This is a genomic window from Vibrio sp. 10N.222.51.C5, from assembly GCF_041474575.1.
Classification (GTDB): Bacteria; Pseudomonadota; Gammaproteobacteria; order Enterobacterales; family Vibrionaceae; genus Vibrio; species Vibrio crassostreae_C.
The window spans coordinates 1-15,904 of sequence record NZ_JBFRUJ010000022.1 but is presented as its reverse complement, the minus strand read 5'-3'; the positions used below and the strand labels follow the sequence as shown (position 1 = coordinate 15,904).

Here is a 15,904-nt window from a genome sequence, read left to right as displayed (position 1 = left end):
CCATAAAACTCCATGGTCATGGTGTGTCCGATACTGGTTCAGCATTCATTCTGATTAAAATAGATTCAATAGGCTTGTTACGTTTCGCGTGAATCGTACTACAGTCGCTTGCCGCTACCGTCTTCCCACATTACTTCACATTCATCTTTGATGGCAGCTTTTAATAATTCAACCAGTGGGAACGCTCGACTACCGATATTAACAGGCGCTTCAACCACCTCTTCTTCATTGTCGTCATCAGTATTTTCATGCTCTACGGACTTGCTCTGCTCTGCTGCAATAGCAGCACGTAGATTATCCAGAGCTTGAGGAACCTCTGAAGCATCCATAGCACCTGGGATGGAGCCGCTATGCCCAAGCATCTTGATGAACTGGAGGCCGACTTCACCAAACATCGTGACACTAGCATGAGCTTTACAACTAAAGGTAATTAACATAATGAGCCTTTCTTAATTTTGGTCGTTTACAAACTATGTGGAGTAACTCTCTGGAAAGCAAGTAGATAAACATCAAACAACGGTTACAAGTTTGATGCTTAAATCTAATCTTCTAGAGATGACCAGCACCATCGGTGATATACATCACTATTTGGAATTGATTGAACAGCCTTTCATATGAAACCTTGATAGTAGTCACACTAAATAGACATCTAAGCCTCTGCATAGCTTGTTATTTAATCTACTATTAACACCATTATCAAAAACTTTGGCACAGATCACATGAAAAGGCTCGTCGGCAGGCACCTAGAAGAAATGGCGGACATACGATCCACCCGCAAGCAAAAAATTGTCCACTCCTTTTCACTGACTGCCGCTGCGTTATTCATTTTCTATACTTGGGCTTACTTCGAAGGCGAGCATTACACGCTGTCAATATTCGAATTGTGCTTCGCCATCATTGCCATTTCTAACGCTTTATATGTAAGAAAAGTCATCAATCCTGAGTATTCCGAATTGATTCTGAGTGGTGTTCTTCTAGTTCAGGGCGTCATCCTATTCTTGTACAGTCACGCCATCCCAGATCGCATCCTCTGGCTCTACCCAATTCTGGCCGCGGTCATTTTCATTAATGATTTCAGAATTGGCATAATCTTCAGCACCTCGTTTTGCCTGTTCATCAGCACCTTGATTACAGCAATGCCCAACAATTTTTCTTTACCATTTAACAGCACACACAGATTTTTCCTTAGCTTATTTACCATGAGCTTGGTGTGCCACACATCCGCCTATTACTACACAAAAGCCGTCAGTTATATTCAACGCCTGTATAAAGAAGGCATTGAAGATCTCGCTTACAGAGATCAGTTAACCGGCTTGGCAAACCGTTGGAGCTTTGAACGCTGGGCGACAGAAAAACTAGCCACCTTGGATAGTGAGCGATCACTTACGGCATTGGTCTTTTTGGATATAGATGACTTTAAAGGCATTAACGACAGCTACGGGCACGATGTGGGAGACAGTGTCTTACAGCATTTTGCCAATCGCTTGAGCAACAACATTCGAACCAGAGACAGAAAAAGCCATGAATACGATTATTCCATCGCGCGCTTTGCTGGAGACGAGTTTGTTCTGATGCTCTACGATGTGCCAACTCGTAAAGATCTAGACGGCATTCTAGATAGGATCTGCGGGCTGTTCGAAAGCGGCTGCCAAACAAACGAGAGAATCAAGGAATTGACGTTAAGTGTTGGGGTTGCTTTGTATCCGCAAGATGCCCAAGAATTACATGAGCTGACGAGATGTGCTGATAAAGCGATGTATGTTGCCAAGCATTCAGGAAAAAACCGATATGCTTATTATCACGACAACCCAGTATCGACCCTGATAGAAGAACTACCAACGAGCCTTGTTAGCTCAGCACCGGATTCATCTGAACTTGAAGATTGCTTTGAAGCGAAGATCGAAGGGAACAATGTTACGCTATTAAAAACGCGCCAACGCTAGCCATTCCTATAACGGAGCGGCGCTGCTAACCTGCAAGGTACATAAGCCAAAGACTCACTAACCCGATCATAATAATCCATATGACTTGACGTGTTCGGTTTGGGTTATTCCCTTTAGGTCGCCTCACCACGGTTTTAAAAGCGGCTTGCTTAGCTGACTGAATAAACGGCGCTTCTATCTCACGTTTTTTCACGCGGCGTTTAACTGCGCTGTTTGCAACCTCTGTAAAGCGCTGGCTTTGCTCCGTTGTAAAGTCGTTATCAAAACCTATCCGACCATGCCTTTCGCCATGTTTTTGCTGAACTGCCATAGCGGCCTCCTTGGCGATATACTCTCTATTGAGTATAGACATAATTTCATATTGTTACCTGTTCAAGATTTTCGAATAAGTCACTCAACGCTGTGCCATCTTCTTTTTAAATCAAATTACATAAACTACAGCTATTCAAGTTTATGAGGGTTTCAAAATGACGAATGTAAGAGCAGTAGATCATGTGATTACAGCACATGCCACCTCAGATGGTGATGGCGTCAAAATCCAACGACTCGCAGGTTTTAATAACGCACGTTTCTCTCCATTTTTAATGATTGATGAACTGAAGTCGGATGAAAGCAAAGACTATGTTGGCGGCTTTCCTCCACATCCTCACCGTGGGATAGAAACGCTCACTTACATGCTCCAAGGTCACTTCCAACACAAAGACCATATGGGGAATGTTGGAGAGCTACGCAGCGGTGGCGCTCAATGGATGGCCGCAGGCCGTGGTGTCATTCACAGCGAAATGCCAATGATGGAAGAAGGTGCGCTGCATGGTTTTCAGATTTGGATAAACCAACCTGCGACACACAAAATGCAACCAGCGCAGTATCACGATTTTCAAAGTGAAAGCATCGCGGAACATCAAAGTGAACAAAGTGGCTTGTTAAGAGTGATTGCTGGAGGGTTTGAACTGCACAACCAAAGTGACGATGATTCAGAGGCTTTACGAGCGCAGGGTCCATTACAGAAAACAGGTGTGCCATTAAGCGTTGCGGATTGGCGCTCTCATTCTGGGCAAAAAGTCACGTTAGGGACTAATGTTAATCACAATGCCATGACTTACGTGTACAAGGGTAGTATTCAGATCGGCGACAAAGTGATCAACCAAGGTCAACTTGCCCTGCTCACCAAAGCTGACTTGCTGTCTTTGGGTAGCTTGGAAGATTCAGGGGTACTGATTTTTTCTGGTGAACCGATTAATGAACCTGTTGTGCACTATGGTCCGTTTGTCATGAACTCGATGGAAGAGATTGAACAGACAATTCAAGACTACAACAACGGTGTGTTTGAGACTTACTGATTTCTTGGCTTTGAGCTTTGAGCTTTGAAGATTGAAGATTGAAGATTGAAGAGATTTTGCAACAAACAACGATTTGGTCATCCATTTGATGACTACAAAAACAAGTGACACTATCCACTGCCGGTTACTATCACTTATTTAACCACGCTCCTAGAGCGTGGTTTTTTTCTATTCAATCAGAGACAAACGATGCCCTGATTGAACAAATTTAGACCTGATTACAAGTACTCACACAGGTAAGCCGTCGCTTCTTTTACCTGTAGGTCGAATGATGAATCACCCGCAACGTCAAAAGACTCACCAGATTGGTATGTCGTCCAGTCATCATCGCCAACACGCTTTACAATCAAAGCACCTTTAACAACGGTCATCTTTTCCGGAGCCGCAGTACCAAAAGTGTACTCACCAGCCGCCATTACACCAACACTCACATCAGCACCAGACTGGTTAAACGCTAACGACTTAACGCCACCTTCAAAGTATGTGTTTTCTTTAATCATTGTACTTCCTTGTTATCTTCAAATTGCAATTATTGAGCTCACCGAGTAAGCCTATGCGTAAATTTAGGTGATAATTGTTTTAACCAATTCGAGACTTTCCTACAAGAAATAAATACGCATAGCTTAAGCATTTCTGGAATTCGCTTTCATTGATAGAGTAAATACTGAGGAGCAAGGCTAAAAACCACTAACGCAACCAAATTTATTAGAACATTCGATCCTGCTTCTAACTCTTAGAACAATTTTTGCAAACTAAGGTTTTAGTTAATAGAATCTAAAACAATATCAGTCGAAAAATGAAGAGATAATGGCAAAAAAGCCGACTAAAAGCAGAGATCTATTTGCCAACTCGTTACTCTACGGCTTCCTATTAGCTGGCTTTATGGTTGCCCTCACCGCTGGCTATTTTGCTTACCAAGCCCACCAGCAATCTGTCAGCCCAAGCAACGTCTATGGCACATGGATAGAGATTGCGGCGCCACCTTACAACACCGATATCCTGACACTTTCAGAGAACGGTGTGATGATGAATCATCGTCTTATCACTACCTCATTCGATTTTGACGGTAAGATCGTCACGATCAACACTGGCTCTGGAACCACCGTTTACACCATCAGTGGTACTTACGATTCGCCTCGCTTAAAGCGATTAGAACCAAGCGTACCATCTCAGCAATTTATTAAAGAAGGCTACGAAGATACTGCAACTGGTGATACCCATAGTGTCATGCAACAACGACGCGCTTCCTTAGCTGAGCAATTCAAAAGATAACCCTCTTATCCATACTGCCATAAGCATTCGTCTTCAAGTTTACCCGTCGATCGACCCCGCTCGCTCAACATACTTCACTTTGTGATTCAGCTTCAATCCACAGTATTTTCTTATAGTTTGTCGCACCTTTTCATAACTTCATGTCGTGAATTTTCACTTGTGAGATTTTCCTACTGAAGGATGTTTTATTTTATAAAACATGGACTCAGCCTCTCATTCATTAAGCAACAGAATTGTAACAAGATACAATTTTTTAGTTGTCCATCGAAAACGGATTTATTTTCAGTTATGAAATTAAAACTCTCTCGAATACTGACTGGGAAGCTCCTTCAAAACTGATTGGAGCCGTTTATGGGGCCATTGGGTTCTCGTAATCTTCAAGGAATGAGAGAAATAGTATGATTCGTATAAATACCTGTGCTGCAAGCATTGCTCTAGCGCTATCTGGTACAGCATTAGCTGCTCCAACAGCACCTAGCATCGACATGTACGGTTCCAACAACCTGCAATTTTCTAAAATTGAACTCGCGATGGAAACCACCTCTGGCTACAACCAGATGGTGAAATATCACGATAAAGCAAAGGTCGACGTTAAGTTCAACCAATGGAGCGGAACGTCAGGAAACACGTACAACATCTACTTTGATGGCGTTAAAGTGGCCACCGGCCCAATCACTGGCAGCCAAACCACAGCTTCTTTCGAATACGGCCAAGGCGGCTTATTTGAGATGGAAATCGAAGCGTGTGATGAAACAGGTTGTAGCAAGAGCGCACCGGCTCAAATCACCATCGCTGATACCGATGGCGCACACTTAGCGCCACTTGCGATGAATGTGGATCCGAACAACAAGTCATACAACACAGATCCAAACACGGTAGTCGGTACTTACTTTGTTGAATGGGGTATTTACGGTCGTGATTACACCGTTGATAACCTACCCGCTGACAACTTGACCCATATCCTTTATGGCTTCATCCCAATTTGTGGTCCGAACGAATCAGTTAAATCAGTAGGCGGTAACAGCTACAACGCACTCATGACAGCTTGTCAGGGTGTTAACGATTACGAAGTGGTGATTCATGACCCTTGGGCGGCTTTCCAGAAAAGCTTCCCTCAAGCAGGACACGAATACAGCTCACCGATCAAGGGTAACTACGCAATGATGATGGCGCTCAAACAGCGTAACCCTGATTTGAAGATCATCCCATCGATTGGTGGCTGGACGCTGTCTGACCCGTTCTTTGATTTCACAACCAAAGCCAACCGTGACACCTTCGTTGCGTCTGTTAAGAAATTCCTTAACACATGGAAATTCTACGACGGTGTTGATATCGATTGGGAGTTCCCTGGTGGAGGCGGTGCGGCGCCAGACCTTGGTGACCCAGTAAATGATGGCCCAGCTTACATAGCCCTGATGGCAGAACTTCGCGTGATGCTGGATGAGCTAGAAGCGGAAAACGGCCGTACTTACGAGCTCACTTCTGCGATTGGTGTTGGTCACGATAAAATTGAAGACGTGGACTACGGCGATGCTATCCAATACATGGATTACATCTTCGCAATGACTTACGACTTCTACGGCGGTTGGAACAACGTGTTAGGTCATCAAACAGCGCTCAACTGCGGTAACTTCATGCGTCCTGGTCAATGTGATGGCACAGGCCTTGATGAAAATGGCGAACAATACACAGGCCCTGCTTACACCACAGACAACGGCATCCAATTGCTGCTTGAGCAAGGTGTTCCAGCGAACAAACTTGTGGTTGGTACAGCAATGTACGGTCGTGGTTGGGAAGGCGTATTGCCATCATCACTCACCGATCCTAGCGACCCAATGACAGGTGTGGGTAACGGCAAGCTGAAAGGTAGCTCAGCGCAAGGCGTATGGGAAGATGGCGTTATTGATTACAAAGGCATTAAAGCGAACATGCTTGGCGCGAATAACCAAGGCATCAACGGCTTCGAATATGGCTACGACGAAATAGCAGAAGCGCCTTACGTTTGGAACCGCACTTCAGGCCAGCTAATCACATTTGATGATGACCGCTCAGTTAAAGCAAAAGGCGCGTACGTTCGTAGCCTTGGTCTTGCGGGTCTATTCTCTTGGGAAATTGATGCAGACAACGGCGACATTCTGAATGCGATGCATGAAGGCCTTGCTGGCGGTACAACAGATCCTGTCAACCGCAAACCAACGGCAGCTGCAGGCGCAGACCAATCGGTTGAAGGCCCAGCTTCTGTTTCTCTAGATGGCAGCGCTTCAAAAGACAGCGACGGTACAATCGCGAGCTACGCTTGGTCACAAGTAAGTGGTTCGGCAGTAACGCTGGCGAACGCTAATGCCGCTGTTGCAAGCTTCGATGTGATTGAAGTCGCTCAACAAGAAGTACTCACGTTCAGCCTAACGGTAACTGATAACGAAGGTGCTACTGCAACTGACACCGTTGTTGTAACCGTAACTCCTAAGGACACGGGCCCAGTCAATACAGCACCAGTTGCTGTGGTTACGGCTCCGGCTGAAGTTAATGCGGGTGATGTAGTCGTGGTTGATGCTTCGGCTTCGAGCGATGCTGACCAAGACACATTGACCTTCACATGGGATGTACCTGCTGGTATCGATGCAACGGTTCAAGGTTCTTCAGTGAGCTTTGTCGCGGCGGAATACACGCAAGATACAACGCTGAACTTCTCTGTAACAGTCAGCGATGGCACAGAGACATCAGTAGCGGCTACTTCAGTGAAAGTTCTTAAGAAAACTACAGTCGGCGGTACGTGTACTAACGCTTGGGATTCAAGTGCAGTCTACACTGGCGGCGACCAAGTGACTCAAGGCGGTAAGGTTTGGGAAGCGAAATGGTGGACAACCGGTGAAGATCCAACAACAACAGGCCAATGGGGCGTGTGGAAAGAGATCGCTCCTGCAAGCTGCTAACTAAAAATAGGGTTTAGCTAAACGCGAACTAAGCATCAACTAAATCCCTAAAACAAAGGCCAACCAGATAATGTCTGGTTGGCCTTTTTATTATTTTTTTTCTTAGCTTTGAGCTTACGATCTTTTTACTGGCGTCCTACTGACTTGCGCTCGTTATACCAATCACAGTAAGCAAGTGTTCAAAAATAGCGCAGGAAAAAAGCTTGAGAACAAGGCAGATTTTTTCGATGAGTAGTTATTCTACAATCAAAAAATCTAACGACGTTATCGAGATGTTTAACAAGCTAGGGTGAACAGTTATTTACTACGATTGGTATTAGACTTAGCCAATTAAGTTATCAAAGCTCTCGAACACTTGTGGGCACTTCATTACTCGCCCGTGGCCCTGTCCTTGAGTCGCAATTAAAGTAACGCGACCCATTTCATTAGCAGCACGCTGAGACACATCAAACTTAGTAAACTTGTCTTGCTCATCATGGACGATGATCGTCTGAGACTCACGAAGCGCTAGCTTTCCATAGGGATCAACAGACTGAATTGGGTAGTTAAACTGCTCTTCTACTTCTCCGACTACCGCTTCAAACAGTTTCATTGAGTAACCTGAACGCGCGACGCTGCCAAATAGGTTTTCTAGATAATCCAACACAGGTGCAATCAGCAATAATGGCTTGTTTTCCAATTTAACGTGCTTACACTCCAACGCAGAAGCCGTACCCATGCTGTGACCGACCAAACCAGCTACCTCACCTACCGAATCGAGAATCGCTTCCAAACCATTTACAAACGCAGGAATATGACCATGTACACCATCGCTGCCACCATGAGCAGGATGATCGTAAGCCAGAGCCGTAAAACCTTTGGCGGCGATGTGTTCCATCAAAGGGAAGAACTGACTCGCGGTGCCAGACCAACCATGAGTCAGCACCCAAACAGGCCCCGTACCTAAAGAATAGGTTTTTAAAACGCCATCACGACCTTCAATTTCACTCTTGATAAGCCCTTGGGGATCAGCATTTTTTTGCTCGGTACGCATTGGAGTGAGCAGCAGCTTACGTGCCGTTTTCTTCGCATGGCTCGGCGCTAAGATGTAATGCAGATTGGTTGTTGCGCCAATTAAGCTGCGCTTGAAGCTGAATTTGTTCGATGTATTAAAGTAGATTTTGTCACTCATGACCGTTCCTTGTATCGCCATCATCATTGGCGGATCGAGCTCGGCCCTGAAAATCGAACGACCGTGCTATTTGTTAGTATAAAAAATGACGATAGCGCTGTTTATGATTGCTTGCCGCCACTTCTGTTAAAATCTTTTGCAAACCTTAGTTAAGCAAAGTCACATGATTTGCGAGTTAACCTGCCGTATGTATTAAACCGCTCTCCAACTGGCTACCAAGCGCTCGACACCACTCCAAAAATGGGTGTGGCTCGCTTGTTGGCCTCGTAACGAGTAGAACAAGTTCGCACTCAAATAAAGACCGTATAACTCGAAGGTTGCCTGTTTCGGGTCTAAATCGGCTCTGAACTGTTTGCTCTCAACCGCTTTTGCTACCTGAATCGTCAAGTAATCAATCCACACTGAAATGGTTTTCTGCAGTGCTTTCTGAATCACAGACCTTTCACTGCCCGCATCTTTCCATGCATCAATAAACATGCAACTGCCTTGGAATGAATGGTTCCAGCCCAACCAATTGTCGAGCAGCTGTTTCAATTTCGCTTCAATATCACCATCTCCCAGCTCTCTTGCGGGAATGATGACTCTTTCGGTGAATATGGCGTTGGAATACTCGAGTACAGAGAGTTGCAGGTTTTCTTTAGAGTTGAAGTGTGCAAACAAGCCACTCTTAGACATGCCACACTGCTTGGCTAACTCGCCAATCGTCAAACTCTCAAGCCCATTCTCACTTGCAAGCGCGAATGCATGGCTCAAAATATACTCTTTGGTTATCTTTCCCTTACTCATTATTCACCAATAATAAATCTGACACATTATTTTTAGCACGTTCGTTCTTTTTTTCAAGATTTTTTACTTAACCCTAGGTATTCATTTTGTCTTATCAAAGAACTGTGGAAAAATGCGACAGTATTCAAAGGAAATTGAAATCGACTAACAAAGGAAAAACAATGAACACACTTTGGGAACAGTTTGCGTTTTCGGCGTCAGTAACAGGCCCTATCTGTTTAATGCTGTTTCTTGGTGTGATGCTCAAACGAATCGGCTTAATCAATGACAATTTCATTGATGTCGCATCTAAGGTGGTATTTCAAGTCACCCTGCCCGCGATGCTATTTCTGAGTATTGTTCAATCGAATCACAACTTTTCAGCCAGTAGCGCGTTAGTTGCGTTTGGCGTCATCGCTAACTTTGTCTTTTTCTTGTTCACGATTTTCTCAACCAAATTAGTATTTAAAGGTTCGAAAGATCAAGGTGTGATTGTCCAAGGTGGATTCCGCGCCAATACCGCGATCATCGGCCTCGCCTATGTAGCTAATATTTATGGTAACCAAGGCGTGGCATTGGCGGCTATCTATGTCGCATCCCTAACCGTGCTGTATAACATTCAAGCCGTAATTGCACTGACACCCAAAGGCGAAGACACAGGCGCGAAAGCGATTAAAGTGATCGCTAAGTCGATTACCAAAAACCCATTGATCATCGCTATTTTCTTAGCGGTCGTCTTCTATGCACTTTCGATTCCTATCCCAAAAATGGTCACTGATGCTGGTCAATATTTTGCCAACATGACGTTGCCTTTAGCACTGCTGTGTACCGGTGGGTCGCTGGACATCAGCTCGCTCAAACAAGAAAAGTTATCGACGTGGTTCGCCTCTAGCTACAAGTTAATTGCCTCACCGTTACTGATTACACTGGCGGCTGGGTACTTAGGATTTGAAGGGCTCGATCTCGGGCTTATCTTCTTGATGAGCGCAGCACCAACAGCAGCGGCAAGCTACGTTATGGCTCGTGCGATGGGAGGAAACTCAACACTGGCGGCTAACATCATCGCGCTTACTACTGTTGTTTCTCTTATCACTTGTACTCTCGGTATTTTTGTACTTACTGCAATGGATTTAATATAGCTGCGACAGGCTTCAAATAATCAATACAAGCCTTAAAACAAAGGTCGCAACCCTTGATTTAGCGCTAACTGATTCAATAAAAAGGCTGTTAGATTCTACGAAAATTTTCTTAGAGATCTGATATGTCTTCCGTTCAACATACGCCTTCACAACACATCGCCAGTATTGAGTTGGGTCGAGTGATTGCTATCTTGGCGATCATTGGCTTACATGGCCAAGTGGCACTTACTTATTGGCAAATCGATGAAGTGCCTTGGATTGGCTATGTGCTTAACCAAGCCGCTCGCTTCGCTGTGCCTCTTTTCTTCCTTATCTCAGGTTATCTGATTCAACCTAAGCTCACTGCCTTACCTTGGACAACCGTGGTCAACTACTCCAAGCCACTACTCAAGGTTTGGTTAGTTTGGAGCATCATTTGCCTAGTCATGCCATTCAACCTCGCGAAGGTGGAAGAGTTCGGTTACTTAGGCGAACGCCAAGGCTATTGGGGCTTTTTAATGAACACCCCGCTCAACTCTTTCTTAGAGGGTGGGTTGGTGCACTTGTGGTTTATTCCTGCACTTGTGTGTGCCGTTTTGATCATCGCTCTAATGGTCGAAATGAAACTCGACAAACTACTATTACCAACGGCTATTCTGCTTTACCTCTATGGTGTTTTAGCGGGCAGCTACGCGAACTTAACCGACCTGAGCGCACCTTTCTTTACTCGTAACGGCCCGTTCTTTAGCACGTTAATGGTGACCTTAGGCTTCCTCATTCGTCAGAATCAATGGAAGGTGTCGTCAGCCAAAGCGTTGGTGTTATTAGTGTTAGGCATGTTGATTCACTTTGCTGAGGCGGCATGGCTCACCACGTTCGACGTCGGGTTCAACATGAATGATTTCTTGTTTGGTACGGCACTATGGGGAATGGGCGTGTTTATGTGGCTTTTAGCAAATCCAAACATGGGTAACTACGCTTGGGTTCGCGCCATTTCAAATCGCATGCTAGGTATCTACGTCAGCCATTTGCTGATCATTATCGTGTTGTTCAATGTCTGTGGAGTTTTAGGCATTACGGAATTGGCAAAAGACGTTACGGTATTTTTTGGCACCGTATTGTTGAGCTTCGGGTTGGTTGTTGGAATCGAAAAAACACCACTGCGACGTGTGCTGCTTCGTTAGTGTTTGTGCCTAACATCATCAGCTAAATCAGTTTTAAAGAGTCACAAAAAATAAAGGCAAGATAACGGATTATCTTGCCTTTATTTCATCATGTCAGTAATGAGACTGTGTCACTCGCTGGAGTGTTATCGGAACGCCATTGCGCCCTTGCCAACACCTTCATAAGCGACGATTTGTAGTGATTGGTTCTCTGCTAGGCTCGGTTCAACTTGATCCGCGATATAGCCAGCAAGTAATTCCACCGTGGTATCTGTCGGTAAAATTTCCGTCTCACTCTTAGCAATCGCTAGCTCAAATTCGCCTTGTGGCGCGGTGTAGCGGAAGCCATAGTGACTTTCATCATTAACACTGTTCGCGTTTTCACTCAGGTTAAGTGATGAAACTGGAACTTGGTCTTCTTTAGAACCTAAATAAATGTCTTCCCAACGCTGAGCAAATGCTTGTTCACGTTGCCCGTCACGCTGACCATCGACCACGATTTCTACTGGAGAACGGTGACCATGCGCGATGCGTTGGCAGTTGCCATCATGCTTTTTTAAACCATGGGTGTAGTGGTAGAACGCGCCATTAATGTTCTCATGACGTAGGGTGATCTCTAACCCTGTGACGTTACTTGGTAGGTTATCGCGAAGAATATTGTAAACGTGTGCGGTCACACTCTCGATGGTGATCGCTTCTGCATCAATGAGGCAATATGCTTCATCAGGGCAATGTAGATGAAGACTCTTGTCACCACGCAACACATCAACCTTAGAGTAGCCCGCTTTGCTCGCTTGAAGAACAATTGCAGCGCTCTGCATTGGCAGCAGCAAACGATGATCAACATGCTCATCGACAAGCTGTTTGATCTGCTTTTTGACCTTGCTAAAATCCAGCACCATGCTCATTTCATTAAGTTCACCAGACATGGTGACATCTAAAATCCAACTATCTCCTACGACCCCTCTGTGTTCACAGATGTATGAAGAATCGATAACGGTAAGGTCTCTTACAAATAGGTTCAAGTTGAACTCCTTAATACTTTAATGAGATACGGGAGGCTGAATAATGTTCAGCAGGCACTTCGTCTCATTGGTGTCTAGATAAAATAGGACGGGCAGGATGTTACAACGAGCTTATAAAGTCCACCTTTTTACACCCTCTTCCGATAAAAGAACAAACTACATACAATTTCCGCTAAAACATAGACCAGCCAGATACGAATAGCCATAAATCGGGTGGGGATTGCCTGCCATTTCACGACGCATTTTGCTTTAGCCAAAGGCGCGGCGACACTCCGGCAACATGTTGAAAAGCACGTGAGAATCCTGAATAGCTATTGTAACCCACTTCATCAGCGACCCAATTGATCGGCTTATTTTGCAATAACAGAGATTGAGCAACAGAGACTCGCCACTTTTGCACATAATCTCCCGGCGTTTCACCCACTTCCCGTTTGAACGCTTCAATAAACTGAGTACGAGACATCGCGGCCAGTGACGCCATTTCGGCAAATAAACAATGCAAGGCTGCGACAAATGCCTGTGTTCCGTGTGAGCGCTAGACAAGCTCAACTCCCCCGCGCTCAATACATGAAGGTGGCCCTCTTTACCTTGTTGCGCGTTAAATGACGATACTCCACACAGGTTTCCAGAATAGAAAACGCCAGTGCGTATCGAGAAGTGTTCCATTAGTTGTGAAAGCAGATCCATGCATCCTCCGAACGATTCGCTTAGTTTTTAGTTCTTTTGTCCCTCTATAGACCGGACGAGTGGGCTAAATTATTTCAAACAAGATAACCAACACTGACAAGGAACTTGATATGTCACACATGAAATCGACCAGTCAAAAAATCACTCTAATGGCCGCGTTACTAGGCACCAGCTTTTCGTTAATGGCAGCAGACCTTGATATGAGTGTCGACAGCAATAACCTCGCAATTAAAGGCTATGATCCTGTCGCTTACTTTGCCAATGAAGGTCCAGTAAAAGGCACATCTGAGTTCACAGCGACCTATAAGAATGCGATCTATAACTTTGCGAGCAGTGAAAACAGAGATGAATTTCGAGCCAATCCAGAAGCCTATGCCCCTCAATATGGCGGTTACTGCGCGTTTGGAGTAGCCATGGGTAAGAAGTTTGAAACCGACCCTCTCGCTTGGAAGGTGGAAAGTTGTATCTGAACTTAGACAAATCGGTTCAGAAACGCTGGCTGGAGAATACACAAGAGTTCATCCAAGACGCCAACAGCAACTGGACAACCATCAAAACCGTAGAAGCCTATAAGCTCTAGCCTACAGCGCTTATCCATTGCCCAAGAATAAAACGGAAGCGACCGAACGCTTCCGTTTTCATTGGGATTTTCCCCAAAGAGGCCAACCCAAAGCGATTGGCAACACCTACTAAGTCCATTTCTATTCTATACTCCTAGCAGATAAGCTTTTCTTTTTATGGAAGAATAATGACATTACCTAAGATTTTGGTACTCGGCCTCTGCGCCCTATCGACACTGACTTATGCCAACCCATGGCAGTTCGTCAAAAGTGAAGATGGCATCATGATTGATAAAAGGCCACACAGCGAAGGCTTGGTCGAAATACGAGCACAGATGCAAACGCCCACCACTTACTCCGGTTTTTTACTGTTATTGGAAGACAGTGAGAACGTGCCAAACTGGATAGATAATGTATCGCAAAGCCGTGTGTTGATGCAGATATCTGAAGATGAAAACATCGTCTATACCCAATTCAAAGCACCGTGGCCTGCCAGAGATCGAGACATGGTGACCTACTCAAAATACAGCATCGAGGGTGGGCAGTTTGTTTTGTCGATAAAGGATGCGTCGAACTATTTGGCGAAAGAGTCGGGGTACATTCGAATCTACGATGTGGACGCACTTTGGACACTGCAACCGCTGACTAATGGCAATACCTACATCACCTACACCGCGTATGCGAACGCAGGGGGCATCTTGCCAAATTGGTTGATGAACAAGTTATCGATAGGCAGTGCACTGAGCACGTTTAAGGGGCTAAAAGAACAGTTACCAAAGTACCAAGGCCAACAGCACCCTAACCTGCCAAATGAGTCTCGCTAACGATACAAGTCGATAAGTAAATGGAGGTATTAAGGTTAAAGATTAAGGTCTTCTAGCGAGGTCGCGAGCTAAGATAAGCGCCAAGCCAAATACTTGAAGAAACAGGGCGATGTTCTTATAGAAAGCCATTTTCTCATCAAGCCTTTGGATTAACTCAACCAAGGTCAGGTTATCCAAATAGTAATCATCGATTCGAGTTCGTTGCGCTTCTTGTGCACTGTTTATCAGCATCATAAGCTTAGGTAAATTAGCCAACGAGATGGCCGGCACCTCGTCACTCACCCAACTCCGAAGTTGTCCGCGAAGCGCTTCATCAAGAACTGTGGCAGGTTGAGCGATTTCTGGGGATAGCTTATCAAGGTGAATCAAAATCGCTTCACGCTTGCGCTCTAGGGTTTCAATCGTATTCCAAGCAAGCTGTATTGAGTACACATTGCCGTATTTGCGATCGTTGTACTCCGCTTTCTCAGCTTCAATTTTATCGAGCACCAAGCTCGACATGACAATCGCCATGATGTTGAGTATCAAGCCTGCGAGGACAATCGCCCAAGCAGGAGGAAGACGCAACGCCATAATGCTCCCTAGAACATTTTATCAAAAGGTAGGTAAGCTAAGTTTAGGACAATCAAAGAGATCATGCAGATAAGCGTTAACACCATACCCACTTTTCGACCTTTGAAGTTCTTCGCTAAGATCCCTTTCGCATGAATCACACGCCCCAGAATAAACGCCACACCAATGACATGAATCAGCCACACACCGGCGCCATTCATCTCTAACAATCCCATCAAAATAACGGTGATTGGGATGTAATCCATAGCATTACTTTGTGCCGAACGTGCTATCTGTAACGACTCGACACCGCCATCAGCATGAGCAACAAGATTGATTCGCCTTTGCTTGATCACCTCTATTGCTAACCAAATCATTACGATCGTCAGCAAGGCTGCGTAAAGTGCTGTAACCATCATATTTCCCTATTATTTTGTGTTTACTCAGTGTTCTTTGTTATCTGTTCGACAACACCCGGCTTTGTTTCCTAATTGGATCTCAGATAGAAACGGCCAGTATGGGTGATTATTAGGCTATTTCTATCGTTTTAG

Annotated in this window: 16 protein-coding genes and 2 pseudogenes; 8 read left to right on the top strand and 10 right to left on the bottom strand. The window is 45.0% G+C overall.

Features of this window, described 5'->3' with window-relative positions; genetic code table 11:
• Window positions 1–98: 98 nt before the first annotated feature.
• On the bottom strand, window positions 99–437 hold the full coding sequence (locus tag AB4558_RS08025; RefSeq protein WP_017061543.1) for a DUF1840 domain-containing protein: 339 nt from the start codon (window positions 435–437) through the stop codon (window positions 99–101).
• A gap of 315 nt (window positions 438–752) precedes the next feature.
• Here AB4558_RS08025 and AB4558_RS08020 point away from each other — a divergent pair, with 315 nt between their 5' ends.
• Window positions 753–1,943, top strand: coding sequence for a GGDEF domain-containing protein (locus AB4558_RS08020; protein ID WP_372074842.1), 1,191 nt, complete (start codon window positions 753–755; stop codon window positions 1,941–1,943).
• A 25-nt stretch (window positions 1,944–1,968) separates the two neighbouring features.
• Here AB4558_RS08020 and AB4558_RS08015 read toward each other — a convergent pair whose 3' ends face one another.
• A complete protein-coding gene (locus AB4558_RS08015; protein WP_017061541.1) occupies window positions 1,969–2,253 on the bottom strand; it encodes a hypothetical protein in 285 nt (94 codons plus the stop codon).
• 157 nt (window positions 2,254–2,410) lie between these two features.
• Between AB4558_RS08015 and AB4558_RS08010 the strand changes: the two genes are divergently transcribed.
• The gene (locus AB4558_RS08010) at window positions 2,411–3,283 is read left to right on the top strand and encodes a pirin family protein (RefSeq protein ID WP_372074837.1); all 873 of its coding nucleotides are present in this window, start codon (window positions 2,411–2,413) and stop codon (window positions 3,281–3,283) included.
• A 218-nt stretch (window positions 3,284–3,501) separates the two neighbouring features.
• Here AB4558_RS08010 and AB4558_RS08005 read toward each other — a convergent pair whose 3' ends face one another.
• Window positions 3,502–3,783 (bottom strand): pyrimidine/purine nucleoside phosphorylase, encoded by a 282-nt coding sequence (locus AB4558_RS08005; protein WP_017057600.1) that lies wholly within the window; start codon window positions 3,781–3,783, stop codon window positions 3,502–3,504.
• Window positions 3,784–4,090: 307 nt separating this feature from the next.
• Between AB4558_RS08005 and AB4558_RS08000 the strand changes: the two genes are divergently transcribed.
• Window positions 4,091–4,555 (top strand): DUF2850 domain-containing protein, encoded by a 465-nt coding sequence (locus tag AB4558_RS08000; RefSeq protein ID WP_017065063.1) that lies wholly within the window; start codon window positions 4,091–4,093, stop codon window positions 4,553–4,555.
• Window positions 4,556–4,953: 398 nt separating this feature from the next.
• Window positions 4,954–7,488 carry a glycosyl hydrolase family 18 protein gene (locus tag AB4558_RS07995; protein ID WP_372074838.1) on the top strand — a complete coding sequence of 845 codons (2,535 nt, stop codon included), beginning with the start codon at window positions 4,954–4,956 and terminating at the stop codon, window positions 7,486–7,488.
• Between the two features lie 322 nt (window positions 7,489–7,810).
• Here AB4558_RS07995 and AB4558_RS07990 read toward each other — a convergent pair whose 3' ends face one another.
• Both AB4558_RS07990 and AB4558_RS07985 read right to left on the bottom strand, forming a co-directional pair.
• Window positions 7,811–8,659 carry an alpha/beta hydrolase gene (locus AB4558_RS07990; protein WP_048610017.1) on the bottom strand — a complete coding sequence of 283 codons (849 nt, stop codon included), beginning with the start codon at window positions 8,657–8,659 and terminating at the stop codon, window positions 7,811–7,813.
• Between the two features lie 192 nt (window positions 8,660–8,851).
• Window positions 8,852–9,445 carry a TetR/AcrR family transcriptional regulator gene (locus AB4558_RS07985; RefSeq protein WP_029235279.1) on the bottom strand — a complete coding sequence of 198 codons (594 nt, stop codon included), beginning with the start codon at window positions 9,443–9,445 and terminating at the stop codon, window positions 8,852–8,854.
• Window positions 9,446–9,606: 161 nt separating this feature from the next.
• Here AB4558_RS07985 and AB4558_RS07980 point away from each other — a divergent pair, with 161 nt between their 5' ends.
• A complete protein-coding gene (locus AB4558_RS07980; RefSeq protein WP_048610304.1) occupies window positions 9,607–10,563 on the top strand; it encodes an AEC family transporter in 957 nt (318 codons plus the stop codon).
• Between the two features lie 122 nt (window positions 10,564–10,685).
• Window positions 10,686–11,726: an acyltransferase gene (locus AB4558_RS07975; RefSeq protein WP_372074839.1), complete on the top strand. Its 1,041-nt coding sequence runs from the start codon at window positions 10,686–10,688 to the stop codon at window positions 11,724–11,726.
• A gap of 125 nt (window positions 11,727–11,851) precedes the next feature.
• Here AB4558_RS07975 and AB4558_RS07970 read toward each other — a convergent pair whose 3' ends face one another.
• Together AB4558_RS07970 and AB4558_RS07965 are read right to left on the bottom strand one after the other, a co-directional pair.
• Window positions 11,852–12,730 (bottom strand): 6-pyruvoyl tetrahydropterin synthase family protein, encoded by an 879-nt coding sequence (locus AB4558_RS07970; protein WP_372074840.1) that lies wholly within the window; start codon window positions 12,728–12,730, stop codon window positions 11,852–11,854.
• Between the two features lie 232 nt (window positions 12,731–12,962).
• Window positions 12,963–13,417, bottom strand: a pseudogene (locus AB4558_RS07965) (helix-turn-helix domain-containing protein).
• A gap of 110 nt (window positions 13,418–13,527) precedes the next feature.
• Between AB4558_RS07965 and AB4558_RS07960 the strand changes: the two are divergent.
• Window positions 13,528–13,997: pseudogene (locus AB4558_RS07960) on the top strand (YHS domain-containing (seleno)protein).
• Here AB4558_RS07960 and AB4558_RS07955 read toward each other — a convergent pair.
• Window positions 13,994–14,116: a hypothetical protein gene (locus AB4558_RS07955; RefSeq protein WP_017061529.1), complete on the bottom strand. Its 123-nt coding sequence runs from the start codon at window positions 14,114–14,116 to the stop codon at window positions 13,994–13,996. The pseudogene AB4558_RS07960 and the gene AB4558_RS07955 sit on opposite strands and share 4 nt — an antisense overlap.
• Window positions 14,117–14,165: 49 nt before the next feature.
• Here AB4558_RS07955 and AB4558_RS07950 point away from each other — a divergent pair, with 49 nt between their 5' ends.
• Window positions 14,166–14,801, top strand: a complete 636-nt coding sequence (locus tag AB4558_RS07950; protein WP_017061528.1) for an START domain-containing protein — start codon at window positions 14,166–14,168, stop codon at window positions 14,799–14,801.
• Window positions 14,802–14,843: 42 nt separating this feature from the next.
• On the opposite strand, the gene AB4558_RS07945 is transcribed toward AB4558_RS07950, so the two are convergent.
• Window positions 14,844–15,374: a DNA mismatch repair protein gene (locus AB4558_RS07945; RefSeq protein ID WP_372074841.1), complete on the bottom strand. Its 531-nt coding sequence runs from the start codon at window positions 15,372–15,374 to the stop codon at window positions 14,844–14,846.
• A gap of 8 nt (window positions 15,375–15,382) precedes the next feature.
• The gene (locus tag AB4558_RS07940; RefSeq protein WP_017061526.1) at window positions 15,383–15,769 is read right to left on the bottom strand and encodes an MAPEG family protein; all 387 of its coding nucleotides are present in this window, start codon (window positions 15,767–15,769) and stop codon (window positions 15,383–15,385) included.
• Between the last annotated feature and the right edge of the window lie 135 nt (window positions 15,770–15,904).

Coding starts and splice junctions, on each gene's coding strand:
- AB4558_RS07980 (WP_048610304.1), top strand. CDS start 9,607: ATGAACACACTTTGGGAACAGTTTGCGTTTTCGGCGTCAGTAACAGGC.
- AB4558_RS07990 (WP_048610017.1), bottom strand. CDS start 8,659: ATGAGTGACAAAATCTACTTTAATACATCGAACAAATTCAGCTTCAAG.
- AB4558_RS08010 (WP_372074837.1), top strand. CDS start 2,411: ATGACGAATGTAAGAGCAGTAGATCATGTGATTACAGCACATGCCACC.
- AB4558_RS07950 (WP_017061528.1), top strand. CDS start 14,166: ATGACATTACCTAAGATTTTGGTACTCGGCCTCTGCGCCCTATCGACA.
- AB4558_RS07945 (WP_372074841.1), bottom strand. CDS start 15,374: ATGGCGTTGCGTCTTCCTCCTGCTTGGGCGATTGTCCTCGCAGGCTTG.
- AB4558_RS08025 (WP_017061543.1), bottom strand. CDS start 437: ATGTTAATTACCTTTAGTTGTAAAGCTCATGCTAGTGTCACGATGTTT.
- AB4558_RS08000 (WP_017065063.1), top strand. CDS start 4,091: ATGGCAAAAAAGCCGACTAAAAGCAGAGATCTATTTGCCAACTCGTTA.
- AB4558_RS08020 (WP_372074842.1), top strand. CDS start 753: ATGGCGGACATACGATCCACCCGCAAGCAAAAAATTGTCCACTCCTTT.
- AB4558_RS07975 (WP_372074839.1), top strand. CDS start 10,686: ATGTCTTCCGTTCAACATACGCCTTCACAACACATCGCCAGTATTGAG.
- AB4558_RS08005 (WP_017057600.1), bottom strand. CDS start 3,783: ATGATTAAAGAAAACACATACTTTGAAGGTGGCGTTAAGTCGTTAGCG.
- AB4558_RS07985 (WP_029235279.1), bottom strand. CDS start 9,445: ATGAGTAAGGGAAAGATAACCAAAGAGTATATTTTGAGCCATGCATTC.
- AB4558_RS07940 (WP_017061526.1), bottom strand. CDS start 15,769: ATGGTTACAGCACTTTACGCAGCCTTGCTGACGATCGTAATGATTTGG.
- AB4558_RS07995 (WP_372074838.1), top strand. CDS start 4,954: ATGATTCGTATAAATACCTGTGCTGCAAGCATTGCTCTAGCGCTATCT.
- AB4558_RS07955 (WP_017061529.1), bottom strand. CDS start 14,116: ATGGACTTAGTAGGTGTTGCCAATCGCTTTGGGTTGGCCTCTTTGGGG.
- AB4558_RS08015 (WP_017061541.1), bottom strand. CDS start 2,253: ATGGCAGTTCAGCAAAAACATGGCGAAAGGCATGGTCGGATAGGTTTT.